We start from the raw sequence: 20625 nt of genomic DNA, 5'->3' as shown, positions 1-20625 counted from the left end.
GGTCCTTCATTCAGTCAGTTGTTGGTCTTGCATCAGGAACGTCGGCGGCGCCGCTTCTGCGCCCCACTCGACCAGCCCCGGCGGCGTGCCGACGTCGTAGTGCGGCTTGCCGAGCACGGCATTGGCGATCTTGGCGCTGCGCCAGGCGGCCAGGCTCAGGTTCGGGTCGGCGATGCCGCGCAGGTGACGCGCGGCGTTCTGGAAGAACAGCCGTGGGTGGTCGGCCCGCGACCATTTCACCGAATAGTCTGCGCTGAGCTCGGGCAGGCCATTTTTCGTCGCCATCTCGAAACGCAGCGGCTGCAGCGCTGCCGGCATCTGAAACTCGGAACCGGTCGCCAGCAGCACCAGGTCGGCACCCAGGTTGCGCGTGCCGGTGGCATTGCCGATACGCAGCGCCAGCCCGTCGTCTACCGCGCGCAGCGACTCCAGGGTGGACCCGGGCAGCAGCCGGCAGAATTGATTGCGCCCCTCGATGTAGGTCACCTCGTAAAGGCGCCGGTAGATGCTCTCGAGCAAGGCCTGGACCACCCCGTCACTGGCCATGTGCTGCTGGGCGAGTGCGCCTTGCCGTTGCTCGGCGGGCAAGCCGAAAAAGTGATCGCTGTAGCCGGGGACAAACCACTCGTTGACAAAGGGCGAGTCGTCCATCGGCAAAAAGTTGCTGCGCCGGCTGACCCACACCAGCGACGCCGGTGCGCTGGCTTCTGGCAGGTTGAGCATCATCTGCATCAGTTCCGCCCCGCTCTGGCCGCCACCGATGACCACCACGCGCTTGCCGCTCACCTGCGGGGCCTTGACCACGAACTGTGAGGAATGCATCACCGCCGGCCCCAGGCAGGCTTGCGCACACTTGGGAATGAACGGCCGCTGGCCGGCACCGACCACCAGGTTGGCGGTCCTCGCCGTGCCCTTGGCGTGGTTGATCACCCACTCGTTGCCATCCCTGGACACCCGCAGCACCTCGCTGTCGAACGTCAGGTTGTGCAGCGACCGGCAGACCCAGACCATGTACTGCTCGAACTCCTTGCGGCGCACCGTGGGAAAGCGCGCGTTGAGGAACGAGTAGAACCGCTCGGTGTTCTTCAGGAACGCGATGAACGAATACGGGCTGCAAGGATCAGCCGGGGTTACCAGGTCCTTGAGAAAGCTGGTGGTCAGCGAAGAGTTCACATGCATCATGCCTTCGTGCCAGCGAAAGTCGGCACGGCGCTCGAAGAACATGCTCTTGAAGCCTTTGCAAGGCTCCAGCAACGCCGCCAGGCTCAGGTTGGCCGGGCCGATGCCCAGGCCGATGACGTCGAAGCGCTCGCCGTGACGCGACACGCCCTTGGCGCCTACCGACGGGATTTCATAGGTATTCATGGATAACACACTCCCTGCATGCTTCAGGAAACCGCAGCGCGCCCGGGCGGGCTCAGCGCTGGCGTGATTGCATCGGTTGCGAGCCCGTGGTGACACCGGCCTCGGTCGCCATCCTTGCCAACTGCCGCCCGCACTGCACGGCCGTGGCAATGCCGCTGCCGCAGTAACCACCGCCCCAGGACACCGGGCCGCTGGCCCCCAGGCGCGGCAGGCCGTTGTCGGTAAAGCCGAGGCTGCCCGACCACACCCTGGCCACCGGGATTGCCGCCAGTGACGGAAAATAGCCCGCCAGCCGCGCCTGCAAGGCGGCGACCACGGCCTGCGGGCTGGCATCCAGCGGTACCAGGCCCAGGCGACTGCCGAACAACAAGCGGCCGTGGTGCACGCGAAAGTAATCCTTGTCGGCGGTGGCGGTGCCATAGACGCGGGCACGCCGGGATATCAGCTGCAAATCCCGCGCGCCGAGCACCTGGCTTTCGCACAGGTGGGTCTGGAACATCGTCAGCGGTTGCAACGCAGCCTCTGTGCAGAGGCCCCAGGCTTCCTCGCTGGCGATCAGTACCCGCGCCGCGTTGACCCGCGCCGCAGGCAACTGCAGGTTGACCGAGTCTGCCTGCGGATCGAGCGCAAGCACCGGGCTTGAGTAGTCGATGCGCACGCCAAGGGCCTGGGCGTGATTGCGCATGGCAAGCAGCAGCCCGGCGGGATCAATCAAGGCAAAGTGCTCATTGAGCAGCCCCGCCACCACCCCTTGCGCAGCGGTTTGTGCACTGACCTGACGGGCGTCCAGCCAATGCACACCGCCGCCAAACAGCGTGCTCGCCTCGGCATGACGCTGCTTGAGCGTGCGCGCCGCATCATCATCCATTGCCAGGGTAATGTGCCCGGGCTGACGCCACTGGCAGTCGTATTCGAAGGTGTCGATCTGGCGCTTGAGTTCGCTGATCGGCTCCAGCACCGCGCGCAGGCGCTGCTGCGCATCGGCGCCTTGGGAGCCTTGCGCGTCGCGATTGGGCAAGGCCGGGGGCATGGCCGCCACCGAGCCGAAATTGAAGGCGCTGGCATTGCCCGCCCATTCGCCGCGTTCGAAGACGCGTACGCCAAAACCCCGGCCAGCCAGCTCGATTGCCGCACTCAAGCCACAGTAGCCGGCGCCGATGATGGCCATTTCGCAGGCCAGCGCCTTCATGCCTCACCCCGTACGAGCGCTTGCGTAGCTTGTTGTGCTCCTTGCTCGACGAACCGGCGGTATTGGGCCTCGAAGAAAAACTCCGACTGCCCCTGCGGCGGTTGCAGTTGATCGAGCCAGCAGGCGGTCTCGCTGTACCTGGCCAGGAACGGCTTGCCCAGCCAGCGGGTATCGCGCGCCTGAATGAACTTCAGCAGGAAATAGCGTTGCCCTTGCAGGTCGAGGGTTCCGCTGACCTCGACCTTGCCCGGCCCGGCGCTCATCGAGGGGCCCCGCGCGGTTTTCGCCAGGCCCGAGACGGATTCGATGGCCTCGTTGTAAATCGACAGGGCCCGCGCCAGGGGCACCTGGAAGTAGTCCTGCGGGCCGGTATCGCGCTCCACGAACATGTAGTAGGGCACGATGCCCAGGCGCACTTGCTGCTCCCAGTTGCGCTTCCAGGTGCTGGCACTGTCGTTGATGTGCCGGAGTACCGGCCCCTGGGCACGGATCACGATGCCCAGTTGCTGCAGGGCAGACACTGCTTGCTCGGCGACTGGCGTGGTCAGTTCCCGCCAATGGTTCAAATGGGCCATGAGCGCGACGTTCTTGCCGCTGTCCACCAGGCGGCGCAACAGCGCCATCAACTGCGGCGTATCGGTGTCGCTGACGAAACGGTACGGCCAGTAGCTCAGTGCCTTGGTGCCGATCCTGATGGTGGTGACATGGCTCAGCGCCGGTTGCAGAAACGGTTCCAGGTAGCGCGTCAGGTGCGCGGCCGTCATCACCATGGGGTCGCCGCCGGTGAACAGCACGTCGGTCACCTCAGGGTGGCGCGCCAGATAGCGGTGCAACTGTTCGCCATCGTTCGAAGCAAACTTCAGCGACTTGTCGCCAATGAACTGCGGCCAGCGAAAACAGAAAGTGCAGTAACTGTGACAGGTCTGACCGTGGCTGGGAAAGAACAGCACCGTTTGCGCGTACTTGTGCTGCACCCCTTGCAGCAGTTGCCCATCCAGGGAAGGCGCGTTCAACTGCTGGTGCGCCGGGTGCGGGTTCATGCCGTCGCGCACGCGCTGGATGAGCGCGTTAAGTTGCTGTTCACCGACCTCGTTGCGTACGCAATACGCCAGTTGTTCGAGGTCTTCGGCGTCAAGCATTTGCGCCTGGGGAAAGGTCAGGCGAAAGATCGGATCGTTTGGCACATCCGTCCAGTCGATCAGTTTGTTGACCACGTAATCGTTGACTTTGAACGGCAGTACACGTGCCACCAGGCTGATGGATTCCATCAGGTGGGGCGCATGCCTGACCAGTTGCGGGATCTGCCCGAGGCGCTGGTGGCTGAATACACGCATGGGCGGCGACGCCAACTGCGTTCGACGTGCACTAGTGCTCACGTTACAGGTGTTACTTGCTGAAACTTTCGTAATCAGGTTATCCATAACCACTTCCGACCTCAGATTATTAAATATTGTATTGAGTCAGTTTTCAGACGAAGGAAACCGCCACCGAAACTTCAGGGTCTCGGTGTTTCACACGTTGTTGTTCAGATGCACGCAAGGACGTTGATACGCGGCAGGCGCCGCAGTTCAATTACCTGTCAGGCGCAGCGTAGTGACGCTCAAGTTGATCAAACATCGTCTTGTTCACCAGGCGCTGGCGCTCGGCGAACGGCACCACCAGCGACGGATCTTCGTCCAGGCGGCCGTCGCGCAGCAGCGTAGCCAAGGCGCGTTGCATGCCCAGTGAGGCGCTCTGCAGGCCGGCATTGGCGTAGAGCACGATGCCGTAGCCGAGCGCTGCCAGCTCATCGCGGCTCAAGGTCGGGGTCTTGCCACCGATGACGATGTTGATCAGGTTCGGCGTGCTGAACAGCGCCGGCAGGCGCCTGATGTCCTCGAGGCTTTCGGTGGCCTCGATGAACAGGATATCGGCACCCGCCTGCACATAACGATGGGCGCGCTCGATGGCCGCCTCCATGCCTTCTACCGCGCAGGCATCGGTGCGGGCGATGATCAGCAGGTTCGGGTCCTGGCGGGCATCGACCGCCGCCTTGAGCTTGCCGACCATCTCGGCGCAACTGATCACTTCCTTGCCATTGAAATGCCCGCACTTCTTCGGCAGCACCTGGTCCTCGAACTGGATGGCATCTGCCCCGCTGCGCTCCAGCACCCGTACCGAGTGGCGCACGTTCAGGGCATTGCCGAAGCCGGTGTCGGCATCGACGATCAGCGCCAAGTCGGTGGTATCGCGAACCCGGGCGGCATGGGCAGCCATCTCGTCCAGCCCGACGAAACCAAGGTCCGGCAGGCCGAGCGCCATGTTGGTCACCCCTGCGCCGCTCAGGTACAAGGCCTGAAAACCGATATCGGCAGCGATCCGTGCGCTCAGGGCATTGAATACACCGGCGACCAGCAGCCCCTTGCGGGCTTCGACCTGGCGACGAAAAGCGGCTCTGCGCTGCAAGCTTGAAAGGCTCATGGAAACTCCTTATGGATTGAACTTGAACAGTTTCTTCGGGGTTTGGCACACCACGTCGTGGCGCTCGAGCGGGTCAGGTACCCAGTCGGCCAGCGCCGACTTCGCCGCGGCGTAATCGACCCATTGGCGGTGCTGGGTATGAGGCCAGTCACTGCCCCAGAGCAGCCGCTCACTGGTAAAGGCCTGCATCAAAAGCCGCGTGGCCCGTTGCCCAAAGGCCCGGCCGCCGGGGTCGGCAGCCGGCTGTGCACAGCGATAGGCAGCGGACAACTTGACCCACAGCCGGGCGCTGTCGCCCTGGCGCAGCAAATACTCAAAGCCTGGGTCGGCCTCGGCCTGGCGTGGGTCCGGGCGGCCAAAGTGGTCGACCACTACCTTGCAGCCGCTGGCCAGCAGTACGCTGAGCAGGCCAGGCAGGTCCTGGGCCTGGCACTGCACCTCGACATGCCAGTCCAGGGCCTTGATGCGTGCCAGAAAACCTTGCCACAGCAGGCTGCGCAGCGCCGGCAGGGGGACACCGATCAGGTTCAGCCGGACGCCGACCACACCCTGCAGCGCCAGCGCTTGCAACTGTGGCTCGTCGATATCCGGCGCGACCACCACCACGCCACGAAAGCGCGACGGATAGCGTTCAAGCGCCGCCAGCAGGAAGGTATTGTCGGTGCCAAGAAAACTCGGCTGTACCAGCACGCCATGGGAAATCCGGTTGGCGGCCAGGTGGCGGGCGTAATCATCCACGCTGGCGTTGTAGTCCGGCGTGTGCCGCCGCTCTGGAGCCAGGCGCAAGCCCTGGACGAAAACGTGAGCGTGGCTGTCTATCGCGCTGATCACCGCTGCGCCTTGTGCGCACCAACGATCGGCAAACCCTTCGGCGGTGTGTTCCTGGCTGATCGTCCTTTCGCCATCCTGGGTCATTGCGCTTCCTTGTTATTGCCTGCCAGTCTGCAAGGCTTTATTGGATCCGATCCTTGGTGCCATCCTATGAAAATCTTGGATTGATATCTATTATGTCAACGATCAATATTCATACCGTGGGCTTATGGAAAACCGTCACCTGCGTTACTTCCTGGCAATCGCCGACACCGGCAGCATCACCCGCGCCGCAGAACACCTGGGGATTGCCCAGCCGGCGTTGAGCCAGGCCCTGGTGCGGATGGAAAACGAGCTGGGGGTCAAGCTGTTCGAGCGGTCGCGGCGCGGCGCCGTACTGACCCCTGCGGCTACCGCGATCATCGATGACATCCGCGTCAGCCTGGCCAGGATTGACGCCGCCACCCAGCGTGCCCGCGCCATCGGCGCCAAGCGGGCCGGCCGGCTGATCATCGGCTTCGTCTCCACGGCATTGTTTGGCGCCCTGCCCCGGGCACTGGACCGCATGCAGGCAAACTACCCGGGTGTAGAAGTGGTGCTGCGCGAGATGAGCAACGCCGAGCAGGGCCTGGCCCTGCAACGGGGCGAAATCGATATCGGCCTGCTGCACACGCCGGTGTCGATCCAGGGCAACATGCGCGAGAAGCTCATCAGCCAGGACCCGCTGATTGCCGTGCTACCCAGTGGCTACGCGCTGGGCGAAGACGGCAAGGTGGGCATGGAGCAACTGGCCGCCACCGGGCTGGTATGGTTTCCCGAACAGCAGTTGCCGTTGATTCGCAATGCCATTGTCGGCACGTTTCGCCGCCTCGGGCACCCGATCGAGATTATCCAGGAGGCCAACCGCACCCTGACGGTCGTCGCCTACGTTGCCGCCGGCCGGGGGGTTTCGCTGTTGCCGGCAACGGTGCAGGCCCTGCAATTCGAAGGCATGAAGTACAGCGAGATCCGCGATGGCGCCGACTTGCCGCACTTCGAGCTCAGTGCCATCTGGCCTGCCCAGTCCAAGCCGACCATGGCCGACCGCTTCGCCGAGCTGTTGTTTGCCCGCTAAGCGCTGGCAGGTGAAACCAGGTTCCCCCCCTTCACTGCGCTTTACGAATCGTGGCCAGGGCTTTTTCCAGCAGTTTCATGTCCGGCGGATTCTTTTGCCCGCCTTTGGAGCCCAGCCAGCGCTGTACCGGATTGTTGCGGCCATGGGTAAGCAGCTTGCCCTCCCCGCTTATCTCGCTGGCCATGAGCGCGCGCTTGAACAGCTTGCCTTGCGCATCGGTTACCCGACAGGTCAGAAGCTGATGCTTTTCGAGAAAAACCAGCAACGCTGTCAGGCCGGCTTCGACACCCGCCCTGAGTTCAGGCTCATGGCTGTAAGCCTCAAGAATCTGATCGATATCCCATACTGCGTAGTCTTCGCTCATTCAGTCCCTCACCATCGCCTTGAGCAGCGCATCATTCAAATACGCCACGTTTAACCGCGTCCATGGGTTCACCCGGGCCTGCTCGGGCGAAAAGATATGCCCCGGGGCAATCATGAAGCCCTTGGGCAATAGCTGGCGGGTCAGCTCTTTGGCATCCTCGACCCCAGGAAACCGCGCCCACAGGTACAGGCTCTGCTCTGGCCGCACGAACACCTCGGCACCGATCTCGTCGAGCATCTGCAGGCCCGCCGTGGTGGCGGCTTTCAGGCGCTCCTGCAGGCGGATCAGGTGGCGCAGAAAATGCCCTTCGGTGAGGATCACGTCAACGGTGCGCTCGCACAGCTCCGAGCTGCTGGTGTGCAGGAGCATCTTCAGGTCACCCAGCTCGTCGATGACCTCCTTGCTGCCGGCAATGAAGCCGACCCGCAGCGCCGCCGACACCGACTTGGAGAAACTGCCGACGTACAGCGAGCGCTGCAACTGGTCGAGCGCCGAGACCTTGATCGCCGAGGCCGGTTTGAAATCGGCCAGGGCGTCGTCGTCCACCAGGATGAACTGATGTTCTGCGGCCAGTTGCACCAACCGATGGGCCTTGCTTGGGGAAATGTCCGAGCCGGTCGGGTTGTGGCCCACCGACTGAATGAAAAACAGCTTGGGCCTGTGCTCGCGCAGGTGCTGCTCCAGCACCTCGATGTCCGGGCCATCCGCTAAACGCGGCACCGCGAGCATCCGCGCACCTTGCAGTTGCAGCTTGCCGAATAGCGGGTAATAGCCCGGGTCTTCGACCAGCACGCTGTCGCCCGGGGCGACGAAGCGGCGGATGATCAGGTCCAGGGCATGGTTGGCGCCATGGGTGGTGACGATTTGCCGGGGGCTGGCGCTGATTGCATAGCTGGCGAGCTTCTGCACCAGGTGCTGGCGCAGGCTGGCGTTGCCCAGGCGGTTGCCATAGCGGAACAGCGTGGTCACCCCGGTGCGCATGATCTGCCGGGTGAACTTGTCCAGGCGCATGTCCATTAGCCACTCGACCGGCGGGAAGCCCTCGCCCAGCGGTGAGTGGCCGGGCTCGCGGACGAACTGCTGGCGCATCAGCCAGATGGTGTCCATCGCCCGCTCGTAGGGCATCGGTTCTTCGGCTTCGTGGCCGTTGGGTGCGCCTTGCTTGACGAAAAAGCCCTGCCCGTGGCGAGCCTCGACCAGCCCCTGGGCAGCCAGCGCTTCATAGGCGTTGATCACGGTGTTTTTCGAATGGCCGAACAGGCGCATGCACTCGCGCAGCGACGGCAGGCGCTCGCCGACCCGGTAGGTGCCATTGCCGATCTGCCCGGCCAGGGATGCCGCCAGTTGTTCTGCGAGTGTCAGCCGCGCCATCGTCAGGTGTCCTGAATGCCTTTTGTCCACTGAGGGTACAGCTTGGGTACTGTCTGTCCAAACTGTACCTTCTTTAGCACAACAGTTCGGACTAGGGTGGCGCCATCTCACAACAATAACTGCAAGAGAGCCCTCCCCATGAGCATCGACTCCCGCCTGCCCATGTTCCGCGCCATGTCGCCTGCCGAACGCTTGAGCCACTTGCAAGCAGTGCTCGAACTGCCCGAGCAGGACCTCGCCCTGCTTCGCGACGCCGGCGCCCTGCCGCTGGAAATCGCCGACGGCATGATCGAGAACGTCCTCGGCACCTTCGAATTGCCCTACGCCGTGGCCAGCAACTTCCAGATCAACGGCCGCGACGTCATCGTGCCGCTGGTGGTCGAAGAGCCTTCGGTGGTCGCCGCCGCCTCGTTCATGGCCAAGCTGGCCCGCGAGGCCGGCGGCTTCCAGACCTCCAGTTCGCTGCCGCTGATGCGTGCCCAGGTGCAGATCGTCGAGATCGACGACCCCTACAATGCCCGCCTGAGCCTGATGCGCCGCAAGGACGAAATCATCGAGCTGGCCAACCGCAAGGACCAGTTGCTCAACAGCCTCGGTGGCGGCTGCCGCGACATCGAAGTGCACACTTTCGCCCAGAGCCCGCGCGGGCCGATGCTGGTCGCCCACCTGATCGTCGACGTGCGCGACGCCATGGGCGCCAACACCGTCAACACCATGGCCGAGGCGGTGGCGCCGCTGCTGGAGGAAATCACCGGCGGCAAGGTGCGCCTGCGCATCCTTTCCAACCTCGCCGACCTGCGCCTGGCCAGGGCTCAGCTGCGCATCGCTCCCGAACACCTGGGCACGGGCGCCTACAGCGGTGAAGAGGTCATCGAGGGCATCCTCGATGCGTACAATTTTGCCGTGGTCGATCCCTACCGGGCCGCCACCCACAACAAGGGCATCATGAACGGCATCGACCCCTTGATCGTCGCCACCGGCAACGACTGGCGCGCAGTGGAAGCCGGCGCCCATGCCTATGCCTGCCGCAACGGCCACTACGGCTCGCTGACCACCTGGGAAAAAGACCGCCAGGGCCATCTGGTCGGGACTCTGGAGATGCCGATGCCGGTCGGCCTGGTCGGCGGCGCCACGAAGACCCACCCGCTGGCGCAACTGTCGCTGCGCATCCTCGGGGTGAAAACTGCCCAGGAACTGGCCGAAATCGCCGTCGCCGTGGGCCTGGCGCAAAACCTCGGGGCGCTGCGGGCACTGTCGACCGAAGGCATTCAGCGCGGGCACATGGCCTTGCACGCACGCAACATTGCCCTGGCGGCCGGGGCCCGCGGCGATGAGCTCAACTGGCTGGTCAAGCAGATGGTCGAGGCCCGCGATGTGCGCGCCGACAAGGCGGCAGAACTGCTCAAGCACAAGCGGGCGCAGTAATGGACGCGGTACGGCTGGTCGAAGTCGGCGCCAGGGATGGCCTGCAAAATGAAAAGCTGACGCTGTCGCCGCAGATTCGCGTGCAATTGCTCCAGCGCCTGGCCGACGCCGGGTTGCAAACCCTGGAAGCCGGGGCGTTTGTCTCGCCGCGCTGGGTGCCGCAGATGGCCGGGTCCGATGAGGTGTTCAAGGCGTTGCCTGTGCGCCCGGGGGTAACCTGGACGGCGCTTGTGCCCAACCTCAAAGGGCTGCAGGCGGCAATCGCCGCGGGTTGCCAGGAGGTCGCGGTGTTCGCCGCCGCCTCCGAGGCATTCTCGCAAAAAAACCTCAACTGCTCGATCGAACAAAGCCTGCGCCAGTACCAGCAGGTCATGGTCCGCGCCCGTGACGCCGGCATCCGCGTGCGCGGCTACGTGTCGTGCGTCATGGGTTGCCCGTTCACCGGTGCAGTAAAGCCTGAAGCCGTGGCTGCGGTCAGCGCTGCATTGTTTGGCATGGGCTGCTATGAAATCAGCCTTGGCGACACCCTCGGCACCGGTACGCCGGCGGCGACCCGGGCGCTGCTCGCGGCCTGTCGCCAGGTGGTGCCGGTCAGCGCGCTGGCCGGGCATTTCCACGATACTTACGGTATGGCCATCGCCAATATCCATGCGGCGCTGGAAGCCGATGTACGGGTGTTCGACAGTTCGGTCGCAGGCCTGGGTGGCTGCCCGTATTCGCCCGGCGCCACTGGCAATGTCGCCAGCGAAGAGCTGGTGTACCTGCTCGACGGCCTGGGCGTGAACCATGGCGTCGATCTTGGCGCCCTGATCGATGCCGGTGAGTTTATCAGTGCCGAACTCGGCCGGCCGACCGGCTCCAGGGTCGCCCGTGCCCTGCTCGCCCAACGCCGCCTGTGTGCAATGCAATAAGCGTTATCTCTTCACCTTCATAACAATAAAAGCCCGCAAGGGCAGTGGGAGAATCCCGATGAAAGCCGAACTGTTCGAAGTCTGGGGCGACACCGTCGACGGTCGTCACCTTATCTGTTCCATCGCCATTGGCGCCAGCGTCAGCCTCGGCGCGTTTTTCACCGCCCAGCACCTGCTGACCGACTGGGTGGAGTCGCTGCAAATGGCCCGCGCCTACGCCATGCTGGTCGGTATTGTCGGCTGCCTGGCCGGCGGCGCCATCAGCGCAGCGCTGTTCAAGCCCAAGCGCAACGTTGTCGAGCACCTGGCAGACCCGGCCTGGCGGGCGAAAATCCTTGTCGAGCTGCAAAACGAATTCGGCCCTCTCGGCAGCTTGAGCGACCTGCCTGCGGCGACGATTGCCGAACTGCGCGAGATGGACCTGTATGACCTGTTCGCCGACTACGAAAAAGGCCTGCGCTCACCCCCGGACAACCCTGACGTGACACCTGCCGTGGTGGTCCGCGCCGCCAGCGCCGCCGGAGGCCGGTCATGATTGCCCTGTTGATGGATCAGTTTCTGATCGCCCTGGGCATGGGGGTTCTTGGCGCGGTGATCTTTGCCGGTATCGGCCTGATCTCCGGCAGCGATGAAACCACCACCCTCGCGCCGCTGACGCTGTTGGTGGTACTGCTGGGTGTACCCGCCCCCGGCGTGCTGACCTTCTTTCTGGCCGGCGCCGTGGCCAAGCACATGACCCATGCGGTGCCGACCGCCTTGCTCGGCATCCCGGGCGACACCATGGCCACGCCATTGATGCGCGAAGCGAACTTTTTGCGCAACCTCGGGGTTCCGCACATTGCCCTGCGCAAGATGATTTCCGGCGCGGTGATTGCCGCCCTGATCGCCGTGCCCATGGCGGTGTTGTTCGCGGTAATGCTGGCGCCGTTCGGCGACATGATCAAGCATGCCGCGCCGTGGGTATTCCTGTTGGCGGCGGTGGCCATCGCCTGGTTCTCCAAAGGCCGCCTGGCAGCGGTGCTGACCCTGATCCCGTTCGTCATGGTGATTATCGGCCTGCAGACCCTGACCGCGCAGCATGGGGTCAAGCTCAGCGTCAGCTACTTCCTCGGCATTGCCATCGGCCCGTTGATCGCCGCGCTGTTCTCTCTGCTGGCGCCGGCCGAGCGCGCCAGCATGCGTCGCCAGCAACCGCGCACCTTCTCGTTGTCGCCTGACGTAAAAAGCTGGGGCAGTTTCTTTCCCAACCCACTGCGCGTGCTCGACAGCAAGCAAAGCCTGTGGACGGCCGTTACTGCGGTGGTCTCCAGCGCCACCTTCGTGTTCAGCCCGGTGGCCATGACCGTGATTCTCGGCGAGGCGGTCGGTTCGCGGGTCAAGCACGTCTACCATCGCCTGACCACAGTGATCACTGCGCGCAACGGCGTCACCGAGTCCACCTACATCGCCGAAGCGCTGATTCCGCTGATCGCTTTCGGCCTGCCGCTGAGCCCGGTCGCCGCCGGCCCGGCTGCGCCGCTGTTCAATGCACCACCGCGCTTTAGCGTCGATGCCGCCAGCGGCCAGGTCAACAACCTGCACTCGCTGCTCAGCACCTGGGAGTTTCTCGGCTACGGCATGCTGGCGGTGATCGTCGCCATCCTGATCGCCTACCCCTTCACCATGAACTACGCGCACCGGGCAGCCTCCTACGTGTCGCGCAAAATCAGCCATGAAGCGGTGATCGCGACCTTTGTCGGCCTGATCCTGGTGATCGGCATCTGGGAAGGCGGCCTGCTCGGTTTGCTGGTGATCGTCACCATTGGCCTGCTGGGCGGATTTCTCTCGCGCTTTCTGGGCTTCAACATCGGCGTGCAGTTCATGGGCTACTACACCGCCGTGCTCACCGTGCCCGCCCTGGTTGCCCTGATCGGCGCCTGACCCCCACTCCCTCCTGTAACCGCCATTTTTCGCAGCCTTTGCGCTGCGAGGGCTTGCTGCGCTCACTAGAAAGGAAATAACAATAATGAAGATCCTTGCACGCACCAAAACCGCCAACCTTGCGTCACTGTTGATCTGCTCGACAGCCTCGCTTGGCGCCTCGGCAGCCGGCCTGGTCGACGACACCACGGCGTCGCTGAACCTGCGCAACTTCTACCACAACCGCAACTTCGTAAACCCGGCCTACCCCCAGGGCAAGGCCGAGGAATGGACGCAAAGCTTCATCTTCGACCTGCGTTCGGGCTTCACCCAGGGTACGCTAGGCTTTGGCGTCGACCTGCTGGGGCTGTACTCGGTCAAGCTCGATGGCGGTCGCGGCACGGCCGGTACGCAACTGCTGCCAGTGCACGATGATGGCCGCCCGGCCGACGACTTTGGCCGCCTGGGGGTTGCGCTCAAGGCCCGCTATTCGAAGACGGAACTGAAAGTCGGTGAATGGGTTTCGCTGTTGCCGATCTTGCGCTCGGACGATGGCCGCTCGCTGCCACAGACCTTTCGCGGCGCCCAGCTGACTTCACGGGAAATCGACAACCTGACCCTTTATACCGGCCAGTTTCGCGGCAACAGCCCGCGCAACGACGCCAGCATGGAGCGCATGTTCATGACCGGCCGGCCCGACGCCACCTCGGACCGTTTCAACTTTGCCGGCGGCGAGTACCTGTTCAACGACAAGGCCACCCAGGTGGGCCTGTGGTATGCCCAGCTCGAGGACATCTACCAACAGCAGTACCTGAACCTGATCCACAGCCAGGCTGTGGGCAGCTGGAAGCTGGGCGCCAACCTTGGCCTGTTTCTGGGCGATGAAGACGGCGCGGCCAAGGCAGGCCAGCTGGACAACAAAACCGCAACGCTGATGCTGTCTGCGAAAACCGGCGCACACACCTTCTCCCTCGGCCTGCAACGGGTGTACGGCGAGACCGGCTGGATGCGGGTCAACGGCACCGCCGGCTACCCGCTGGCCAACGACACCTACAACTCAAGCTACGACAGCGCCCGCGAACGCTCCTGGCAGTTGCGTCACGACTATGACTTCGTTGCCCTCGGCGTGCCGGGCCTGACCCTGATGAACCGCTACCTGTCCGGTGCTCATGTGCACACCAGCGCCACCCGCAACGGCAAGGAATGGGGCCGCGAGACGGAGCTGGGCTACGTGTTCCAGAGCGGCCCGCTCAAGGACCTGTCGCTGCGCTGGCGCAATTCGACCCTGCGCCGGGATTTCAGCAGCTACGACATCGATGAGAACCGCCTGATCGTCAATTACCCGATCAAGTTTCTTTAATCCCTGGCGCCCTCAACAATCTGCCGCCGCTGCCGATAAACTGTGTGCCAGGCCGTATATTCGGCCTGGCATCTATTTTCAGGGGCAGACAGGATTCGATATGAACGAGATGGGTATGGCGTTGGCCAACAAGTATTGCCAGGGTTCCGGCCTGGAGATTGGCGCTGCCAGCCATAACGCTTTCTATTTGCCCGACTGCCTCAATCTGGGCCCTTGCGACGGTGAGTCGTTTCTCTACCCGCTGGATCTGAAAGACTTCAACCTCTACAAGAACGAACAGGCCAACTATCAAGTCCCGCCTGCCCGGATCGATGCGTTGGGCGATTTCACCGATATCCCCTTCGCCGATGAAACCTTCGACTACCTGATCAGCTCCCACGTCATCGAACACGTGCCCAACCTGTTTGCCGCCTATGTCGAGGCCGCGCGGGTGATCAAGGACGATGGCGTGTTCTTTTGCATCTTCCCGAAAAGGAACGCCGACCCCAATGACCGGGTACGCGCCCTGACCACCCTGGAGTCGATGATCGATGCGTTCGAAAAACGCGTCGACATGAGCGTGATGCCTGAATACAACTGGCGCGGGCACTACCATGTGTTCTCGCTACAGAGCATGCTGCGGGCGATCAACATGATCAACTCGGTAGGCCTGGGGCACTGGCTGATCGAAACCATCGAAGAGACCGATTCGAAAGTCGGCAATGGCCACACCGTGGTGTTGCGCAAGCAACCCGGGCTGTCGGCCTTGAGCGCCAGCGACGCCAGTCAGTTCAACCAGGAGTTCAACGCACGCTTTCAGGCCCAGGACCTGAACGGTGCACTGCACCTGGTGAAGGTCGCGCTGTCGTACGATTTCTTCAATGCCCAGAACCTGTACCTGGCCTTCGCCCTCAATTGCCAGCTGGACAATGCCCGCGAGGGCGTGGAGTTCCTGCGTCAGGCACTGATCCTTACCCCTGAGAACGAAGAGTTTCGCAAGCTGTTCGTCCAGGTCACCGGTGGGCCGTTCATCAACCCGGTGCAGTAACAGTCGCAGGGCGGCGTGATCAATCATCGCCCCCTGCACCCTGCCCCTTATTGCGTCACGCCCACCACCCGCTCAGGCGCGGCTTGTGCGTTGCCAATCGGCGCCTTGAGCAACAGGAAATACGCCAGCGCCGAACACAGCGCGACGATCGCACTGATCCCCCAGGTACTGCGGTGCCTGAACAGGTCGAGCCAGCCGGCAAAGTACGAAGCCTTGGGCTCTGCCGTTGCCTGTGGCGCCTGGTACTCACCTGGCAACGGCTTGCCTTGCACGGCTAGTTCGGCCAGGTACTGCGCCTTGCTCTTGAGAAGCCGGTAGGCGTGCCGCGCTCGTTGGCATCGAACCACTCCGACAGCGCCTTGGCCGCCGAGGGGAACATCGGCGCCTCGCCAATCCCCAGCAGCACGCGCAAGCCCATGAAGCCGGCAAAACTGTTGACCATGCCGAACGCCGATTGCGCCACCGACCAGGCCAGCAACAAGGCGCCAAGGGCGATCTTGCTGCCCAGGCGGTCGATGATCAGGCCCATGGGCAACTGGGCGAAGGCATAGGCGATGGAAAACGCCGAGAGCAGGATGCCCATCTGCGACGGGCTGATCATCATGTCCTTCTGGATCGAGGTGTTGGCGATCGACACCGCGCTACGGTCCAGGTAGTTGACGATGCCGATCAACAGCAGGAAGACAACGGTGATGCGTTGGTACTTCTTCAGCGCGCTCATCTCGGTTTTATCGCCGGGGCGATCCTTCAGGCCGTCACACACTCATCCCTGGAACGTCTTTCAATCAACTCTGCCGGGCGCTCACAGCGGCATCAAGCAGGCCGCGCCGGGCAAGGCTGTCGATCAGCGCGCGCACGCCGAAGTCCCACTGCGGCGCCAGGTCGCTGGTGGTCACCCGGTTGCACAGGCTGCCCAGCTGCCCGTTGCTGATGGTCACCACGTCGCCGGGTTTGTGGGTGAAGCCGTTGCCCGGCTGGTCGCGGTCCTGTTTGGGTGCGAACAGGGTGCCGAGAAACAGCACCAGGCCGTCAGGGTACTGGTGGTTTTCATTCAGGGTCTGCTGCACCAGGTCGAGCGGGTCGCGGCTGATCTGGCGCATCGAGCTGCGGCCCTGGAGCACAAAGCCGTCCAGGCCTTCGACCCGCAAGTCGACCTCGGCGCTGCGCACATCCTCAAGGCTGAAGGTCTCGTCGAACAGCCGCAGCAGCGGCCCCAGTGCGGTCGAGGCGTTGTTGTCCTTGGCCTTGGACAGCAGCAAGGCGCTGCGCCCTTCGAAGTCGCGCAGGTTGACGTCGTTGCCGAGGGTGGCGCCCTGCACCGTGCCGTTGCTCGACACCGCCAGCACCACTTCCGGCTCGGGGTTGTTCCAGCTCGACTTCGGGTGAATGCCGATATCGGCGCCATGGCCGACCGCCGACAACGGCTGGGCCTTGGTGAAGACCTCGGCGTCCGGGCCGATGCCCACTTCCAGGTACTGCGACCACAGCCCCTGCTCTACCAGGACCTTGCGCAAGGCTTCAGCCTGCGCCGAGCCCGGAACGATCTGCGACAGATCGGCGCCGATGCGGCTGGCTAGCGTCGCCCTGATCGCGTCGGCCTTGGCCGGATCGCCCTTGGCCTGCTCCTCGACCACCCGCTCCAGCAGGCTGGCGGCGAAGGTCACGCCGGCGGCCTTGACCGCCTGCAGGTCGATCGGCGCCAGCAGCCAGGGCAAGGCCGGATCGCGATGATTCGGGTCGCTGTTGGCCAGCAGCGCCGGCAACTCGATCAGCGCCTCGCCCAACGGCAGCGAACGCAGGTAGGCCACCGGCTCAGCTACTTCGAGCAAGGCCGAGACGGTCGCCACTTGGGCGCTGATATCGTGCACGGCGCCGGCTTTGACCAGCACCACGGCCGGGCCCTGCTGCGCCAGCCAGACGCGGCCGATCCAGGTACCGGTGTTGAATAGCGCAGCGTCTTTGCTCAGGTGTAGCGGTGTTTGGGTGTTCGCGTGCTCTGTCATGTCAGCGCTCTTGTTGTCGGTTAATGCGAAAGTGTCGGGCACTGCAGTTGTCCGGCGAGCAATAGTTGCTCCGTGATCAGTTCAGGGCCGCGTTGCTTGGCTTGCCATCGACCAGGCGCTGGATACCCAGCGGGTTGGCATCGCGTAGCGCTTCGGGGAGCAAGGCATCGGGCACGTTCTGGTAGCACACCGGGCGCAGAAAGCGATCGATCGCCAGGGTGCCGACCGAGGTGCCGCGGGCATCGGAGGTGGCCGGGTACGGGCCGCCATGGACCATCGCATCGCAGACCTCGACGCCGGTCGGGTAGCCATTGAGCAGCACCCGCCCGACCTTGACTTCGAGCACCTCGAACAGTTGGCCAAAGTTGGCCAGGTCGTCGCTGTCGGCCAGCAAGGTGGCGGTCAGCTGGCCATGCAGGGCGTTGACCGCGCGCAACAGCTGGGCCTGATCATTGACCTCGACCACCACCGTGCACGGGCCGAAGACTTCTTCCTGCAACAGCTCGTCCTGCTCCAGCAGCAGGCTGACATCGGCCTTGAACAGCTGCGGCTGCGCCTGGTTGCCGGATTGCGCCAGGCCGCTGAGTTTTTCTACCCCCGGGTGGGCCAGCAGCGCCTGGATACCCTTGCCGTAGCTTGCCAGGGTGCCGGCATTGAGCATGGTCTGCGGCGCCTGTTCGGCCATATGGCCGCGCAGCTGCTCGATAAAGGCACAGAAGGCCGGCGAGCGGATGCCCAGCACCAGGCCCGGGTTGGTGCAGAACTGGCCACAGCCCTGCACCACCGAGGCGCTCAAGTCCTTGGCCAGCTGCGCACTGCGGCTGGCCAGGGCCTGGGGCAAAACCAGCACCGGGTTGATGCTCGACATCTCGGCGAATACCGGGATCGGTTGCGCCCGCGCGGCGGCCATGTCGCACAGGGCGCGGCCGCCCTTGAGCGAGCCGGTAAAGCCCACGGCCTGGATGCCCGGGTGCTTGACCAGCGCCTCGCCGACACCGCCACCAAAGATCATGTTGAACACACCCGCCGGCATGGCCGTGCGCTCGGCAGCGCGCAGCAGCGCCTCGGCGACCCGCTCGGCCGTGGCCATGTGGCCGCTGTGGGCCTTGAACACCACCGGGCAACCGGCAGCCAGGGCGGCGGCGGTATCACCGCCGGCGGTGGAGAACGCCAGGGGGAAGTTGCTGGCACCGAACACCGCCACCGGGCCGACACCAATACGGTACTGGCGCAGGTCCGGGCGCGGCAATGGCGTGCGCGCTGGCAAGGCGCGGTCGATGCGCGCGCCATAAAAATCGCCCCGGCGCAGCACCTGGGCAAACAGGCGCATCTGGCCGCTGGTGCGTGCGCGCTCACCGACAATGCGCGCACTGGGCAGCGCGGTTTCCTGGCAGGTCACGGCGATAAAGTCCTCGCCCAGGCCGTCGAGCTCGTCGGCGATGGCCTCGAGAAACTGCGCCCGGCGCTCGGCCGAGAGTTTGCGATAGGCCGGGAACGCGGCGCTGGCCGCATCCACGGCATTGTCGACTTCGTCCAGGCTGGCCTGGTGAAAGGCGCCCGGCAGGCGCTCGCCGGTGTGGGCATCGACGCTGTAGACCAAGGTGTCGCCCAGGGCACTGCGCTGGCCGCCAATGAAGTTGTATCCGCTAAAGCTCATGTGCATGTCGCCTCATCAAGAAGGTTGCAGGGCTGTCAATCAGGTCACGGCACCGATCTGCCAGGGCACGAATTCGTTCTGCCCGTAGCCGTGCTGTTCACTCTTGCTGCGCTCACCGGAGGCGATGCGCAGCATCTGCTCGAAGATGTAGGCGCCGCGTTCTTCGATGCTGGTGCTGCCGTCGGCGATGCCGCCGCAGTTCACATCCATGTCTTCAAGCTGGTGCTCGAACACCCGGTTGTTGGTGGCCAGCTTGATCGACGGCGCCGGCGCGCAGCCGTAGGCCGAACCGCGGCCGGTGGTAAAGGCAATCAGGTTGGCGCCGCCGGCGACCTGGCCGGTGGCCGAAACCGGGTCGTAGCCCGGGGTGTCCATGAACACCAGGCCTTTGGCGCGCACCGCTTCGGCGTAGTGGTAGACGTCCACCAGGTTGCTGGAGCCGGCCTTGGCCACTGCACCGAGGGATTTCTCCAGGATGGTGGTCAGGCCGCCGGCCTTGTTGCCGGCCGAGGGGTTATTGTTCAGCGCGGCGTTCATGCGCTGGCAGTAGTCTTCCCACCAATGGATGCGGGCGATGAGTTTCTCACCCACTTCACGGCTGACCGCGCGGCGCGTGAGCAAGTGCTCGGCGCCGTAGATCTCCGGGGTTTCCGAGAGGATTGCGGTGCCGCCAGCTGCCACCAGACGGTCAACGGCATTACCCAGGGCCGGGTTGGCGGTGATCCCCGAGTAGCCGTCGGAGCCGCCGCATTGCAGGCCGACTACCAGATGGCGGGCGCTGACCGGCTCACGCTTGACCCGGTTGGCCTCGGCCAGCAGCGCCTCGACCTGCGCGATGCCGGCAGCGATGGTCTTCGAGGTACCGCCAATGCCCTGGATGGTAAAGGCGCGCAGCTGATCACCGGTTTGCAGCTGCTGGGTTTGCAGCAGGCTTTCGATCTGGTTGGTCTCGCAGCCCAGGCCGATGATCAGCACGGCGGCAAAGTTGGGGTGGATAGCGTAGCCGCCCAGGGTCCGGCGCAGCAGGCCCAGGGCTTCGCCGCTGGGGTCTACCGCGCAACCGGCGCCGTGGGTCAAAGCGACCACGCCGTCGATGTTCGGGTAGGCGGCGAGCGCCTCGGGGTGGATGTCGCGGCGAAAGTGGTCGGCCACGGCGCGGGCGACGGTGGCCGAGCAGTTCACCGACGTCAGAATGCCGATGTAGTTGCGGGTCGCGACCCGGCCGTCGGCACGCACGATGCCCTGGAACTGCGCCTCGCTGGCAGGCGTTGGCCTGGCATCGACGCCGAAGGCATAGTCGCGGGCAAAATCGCCCATCTCGACGTTGTGCACGTGCACATGCTCGCCGGCCTCGATCACTTGCGAGGCAAAACCGATGATCTGCCCGTAGCGGCGCAGCGGCTGGCCTTGCTCCACGCGCTCGGTGGCGACTTTATGCCCGGACGGGACCGCCTGGCGCACGGTGATGGCTTCGGCGTCCAGGTGCTGGCCTTCAACCAGGGCCTGGCGGGCAATCAGTACATTGTCCAGGGGGTTCAAGCGGATAACGGCAGGGTCGCCGCTGCGGGTGCTGGCAATCAGTTGCATGGGACCTCTCAGGGCGGATGCGGCCGGCTTCTTGTTATGGCGCCGCCCGTGCTGTGCCGGGCGAATCTGCGATAACTCTAAGG

At 64.2% G+C, this 20625-nt stretch carries 17 protein-coding genes and 1 pseudogene; 7 read left to right on the top strand and 11 right to left on the bottom strand.

Features of this window, described 5'->3' with window-relative positions; translation table 11 throughout:
* Positions 1 to 6 precede the first annotated feature (6 nt).
* From LOY37_RS12910 to LOY37_RS12890, 5 genes are all read right to left on the bottom strand, one after another.
* On the bottom strand, positions 7 to 1365 hold the full coding sequence (locus tag LOY37_RS12910) for a lysine N(6)-hydroxylase/L-ornithine N(5)-oxygenase family protein (protein WP_258717093.1): 1359 nt from the start codon (positions 1363 to 1365) through the stop codon (positions 7 to 9).
* 52 nt (positions 1366 to 1417) lie between these two features.
* Positions 1418 to 2554: an FAD-binding oxidoreductase gene (locus tag LOY37_RS12905; RefSeq protein ID WP_258717092.1), complete on the bottom strand. Its 1137-nt coding sequence runs from the start codon at positions 2552 to 2554 to the stop codon at positions 1418 to 1420.
* Entirely contained in the window at positions 2551 to 3888 is a 1338-nt protein-coding gene (locus LOY37_RS12900; protein ID WP_258717091.1) for a KamA family radical SAM protein, read from the bottom strand. Before LOY37_RS12900 ends, LOY37_RS12905 begins: the two co-directional genes overlap by 4 nt.
* Before the next feature lie 238 nt (positions 3889 to 4126).
* A complete protein-coding gene (locus LOY37_RS12895) occupies positions 4127 to 5014 on the bottom strand; it encodes an oxaloacetate decarboxylase (protein WP_258717090.1) in 888 nt (295 codons plus the stop codon).
* Between the two features lie 9 nt (positions 5015 to 5023).
* Positions 5024 to 5929 carry an amidohydrolase gene (locus LOY37_RS12890; RefSeq protein WP_258717089.1) on the bottom strand — a complete coding sequence of 302 codons (906 nt, stop codon included), beginning with the start codon at positions 5927 to 5929 and terminating at the stop codon, positions 5024 to 5026.
* Between the two features lie 124 nt (positions 5930 to 6053).
* On the opposite strand from LOY37_RS12890, the gene LOY37_RS12885 reads away from it, so the two are divergent.
* Entirely contained in the window at positions 6054 to 6938 is an 885-nt protein-coding gene (locus LOY37_RS12885; protein ID WP_045198920.1) for a LysR family transcriptional regulator, read from the top strand.
* Between the two features lie 31 nt (positions 6939 to 6969).
* On the opposite strand, the gene LOY37_RS12880 is transcribed toward LOY37_RS12885, so the two are convergent.
* Together LOY37_RS12880 and LOY37_RS12875 are read right to left on the bottom strand one after the other, a co-directional pair.
* Positions 6970 to 7302, bottom strand: coding sequence for a hypothetical protein (locus LOY37_RS12880; RefSeq protein ID WP_045198918.1), 333 nt, complete (start codon positions 7300 to 7302; stop codon positions 6970 to 6972).
* Positions 7303 to 8673, bottom strand: a complete 1371-nt coding sequence (locus LOY37_RS12875) for a PLP-dependent aminotransferase family protein (RefSeq protein WP_093383083.1) — start codon at positions 8671 to 8673, stop codon at positions 7303 to 7305.
* 138 nt (positions 8674 to 8811) lie between these two features.
* Here LOY37_RS12875 and LOY37_RS12870 point away from each other — a divergent pair, with 138 nt between their 5' ends.
* From LOY37_RS12870 to LOY37_RS12845, 6 genes are all read left to right on the top strand, one after another.
* Positions 8812 to 10098 (top strand): hydroxymethylglutaryl-CoA reductase, degradative, encoded by a 1287-nt coding sequence (locus tag LOY37_RS12870; RefSeq protein ID WP_258717088.1) that lies wholly within the window; start codon positions 8812 to 8814, stop codon positions 10096 to 10098.
* Entirely contained in the window at positions 10098 to 11009 is a 912-nt protein-coding gene (locus LOY37_RS12865) for a hydroxymethylglutaryl-CoA lyase (protein ID WP_093383089.1), read from the top strand. Before LOY37_RS12870 ends, LOY37_RS12865 begins: the two co-directional genes overlap by 1 nt.
* A gap of 58 nt (positions 11010 to 11067) precedes the next feature.
* Complete coding sequence (locus tag LOY37_RS12860) at positions 11068 to 11544, top strand: hypothetical protein (RefSeq protein ID WP_258717087.1); 477 nt, start codon at positions 11068 to 11070, stop codon at positions 11542 to 11544.
* Positions 11541 to 12929 carry a tripartite tricarboxylate transporter permease gene (locus LOY37_RS12855; protein WP_258717086.1) on the top strand — a complete coding sequence of 463 codons (1389 nt, stop codon included), beginning with the start codon at positions 11541 to 11543 and terminating at the stop codon, positions 12927 to 12929. The genes LOY37_RS12860 and LOY37_RS12855 overlap by 4 nt, the downstream gene beginning before the upstream one ends.
* An 85-nt stretch (positions 12930 to 13014) precedes the next feature.
* The gene (locus LOY37_RS12850) at positions 13015 to 14268 is read left to right on the top strand and encodes an OprD family porin (protein WP_258717085.1); all 1254 of its coding nucleotides are present in this window, start codon (positions 13015 to 13017) and stop codon (positions 14266 to 14268) included.
* A 100-nt stretch (positions 14269 to 14368) separates the two neighbouring features.
* Positions 14369 to 15295, top strand: a complete 927-nt coding sequence (locus tag LOY37_RS12845; RefSeq protein ID WP_258717084.1) for a class I SAM-dependent methyltransferase — start codon at positions 14369 to 14371, stop codon at positions 15293 to 15295.
* A gap of 158 nt (positions 15296 to 15453) precedes the next feature.
* Here LOY37_RS12845 and LOY37_RS12840 read toward each other — a convergent pair.
* The 4 genes and pseudogenes from LOY37_RS12840 to LOY37_RS12825 all read right to left on the bottom strand — a co-directional run.
* Positions 15454 to 16016, bottom strand: a pseudogene (locus LOY37_RS12840) (MFS transporter); the annotation flags it as partial.
* A gap of 64 nt (positions 16017 to 16080) precedes the next feature.
* Entirely contained in the window at positions 16081 to 17298 is a 1218-nt protein-coding gene (locus tag LOY37_RS12835; RefSeq protein ID WP_258717083.1) for a fumarylacetoacetate hydrolase family protein, read from the bottom strand.
* A gap of 76 nt (positions 17299 to 17374) precedes the next feature.
* Positions 17375 to 18955, bottom strand: a complete 1581-nt coding sequence (locus LOY37_RS12830) for an aldehyde dehydrogenase (NADP(+)) (RefSeq protein WP_408980714.1) — start codon at positions 18953 to 18955, stop codon at positions 17375 to 17377.
* A gap of 39 nt (positions 18956 to 18994) precedes the next feature.
* Positions 18995 to 20542, bottom strand: a complete 1548-nt coding sequence (locus LOY37_RS12825; protein ID WP_258717081.1) for a UxaA family hydrolase — start codon at positions 20540 to 20542, stop codon at positions 18995 to 18997.
* Between the last annotated feature and the right edge of the window lie 83 nt (positions 20543 to 20625).

It is taken from the genome of Pseudomonas sp. B21-012 (assembly GCF_024749305.1).
In the GTDB taxonomy this organism is placed as follows: domain Bacteria; phylum Pseudomonadota; class Gammaproteobacteria; order Pseudomonadales; family Pseudomonadaceae; genus Aquipseudomonas.
This window is presented reverse-complemented; position numbering and strand designations above follow the sequence as displayed.

Excerpts from the sequence above, each read along its gene's own strand:
- LOY37_RS12890 (WP_258717089.1), bottom strand. The coding sequence starts at position 5,929 with ATGACCCAGGATGGCGAAAGGACGATCAGCCAGGAACACACCGCCGAA.
- LOY37_RS12895 (WP_258717090.1), bottom strand. The coding sequence starts at position 5,014 with ATGAGCCTTTCAAGCTTGCAGCGCAGAGCCGCTTTTCGTCGCCAGGTC.
- LOY37_RS12835 (WP_258717083.1), bottom strand. The coding sequence starts at position 17,298 with ATGACAGAGCACGCGAACACCCAAACACCGCTACACCTGAGCAAAGAC.
- LOY37_RS12900 (WP_258717091.1), bottom strand. The coding sequence starts at position 3,888 with ATGCGTGTATTCAGCCACCAGCGCCTCGGGCAGATCCCGCAACTGGTC.
- LOY37_RS12860 (WP_258717087.1), top strand. The coding sequence starts at position 11,068 with ATGAAAGCCGAACTGTTCGAAGTCTGGGGCGACACCGTCGACGGTCGT.
- LOY37_RS12865 (WP_093383089.1), top strand. The coding sequence starts at position 10,098 with ATGGACGCGGTACGGCTGGTCGAAGTCGGCGCCAGGGATGGCCTGCAA.
- LOY37_RS12875 (WP_093383083.1), bottom strand. The coding sequence starts at position 8,673 with ATGGCGCGGCTGACACTCGCAGAACAACTGGCGGCATCCCTGGCCGGG.
- LOY37_RS12845 (WP_258717084.1), top strand. The coding sequence starts at position 14,369 with ATGAACGAGATGGGTATGGCGTTGGCCAACAAGTATTGCCAGGGTTCC.
- LOY37_RS12910 (WP_258717093.1), bottom strand. The coding sequence starts at position 1,365 with ATGAATACCTATGAAATCCCGTCGGTAGGCGCCAAGGGCGTGTCGCGT.
- LOY37_RS12870 (WP_258717088.1), top strand. The coding sequence starts at position 8,812 with ATGAGCATCGACTCCCGCCTGCCCATGTTCCGCGCCATGTCGCCTGCC.
- LOY37_RS12850 (WP_258717085.1), top strand. The coding sequence starts at position 13,015 with ATGAAGATCCTTGCACGCACCAAAACCGCCAACCTTGCGTCACTGTTG.
- LOY37_RS12830 (WP_408980714.1), bottom strand. The coding sequence starts at position 18,955 with ATGAGCTTTAGCGGATACAACTTCATTGGCGGCCAGCGCAGTGCCCTG.
- LOY37_RS12880 (WP_045198918.1), bottom strand. The coding sequence starts at position 7,302 with ATGAGCGAAGACTACGCAGTATGGGATATCGATCAGATTCTTGAGGCT.
- LOY37_RS12855 (WP_258717086.1), top strand. The coding sequence starts at position 11,541 with ATGATTGCCCTGTTGATGGATCAGTTTCTGATCGCCCTGGGCATGGGG.
- LOY37_RS12825 (WP_258717081.1), bottom strand. The coding sequence starts at position 20,542 with ATGCAACTGATTGCCAGCACCCGCAGCGGCGACCCTGCCGTTATCCGC.
- LOY37_RS12905 (WP_258717092.1), bottom strand. The coding sequence starts at position 2,554 with ATGAAGGCGCTGGCCTGCGAAATGGCCATCATCGGCGCCGGCTACTGT.
- LOY37_RS12885 (WP_045198920.1), top strand. The coding sequence starts at position 6,054 with ATGGAAAACCGTCACCTGCGTTACTTCCTGGCAATCGCCGACACCGGC.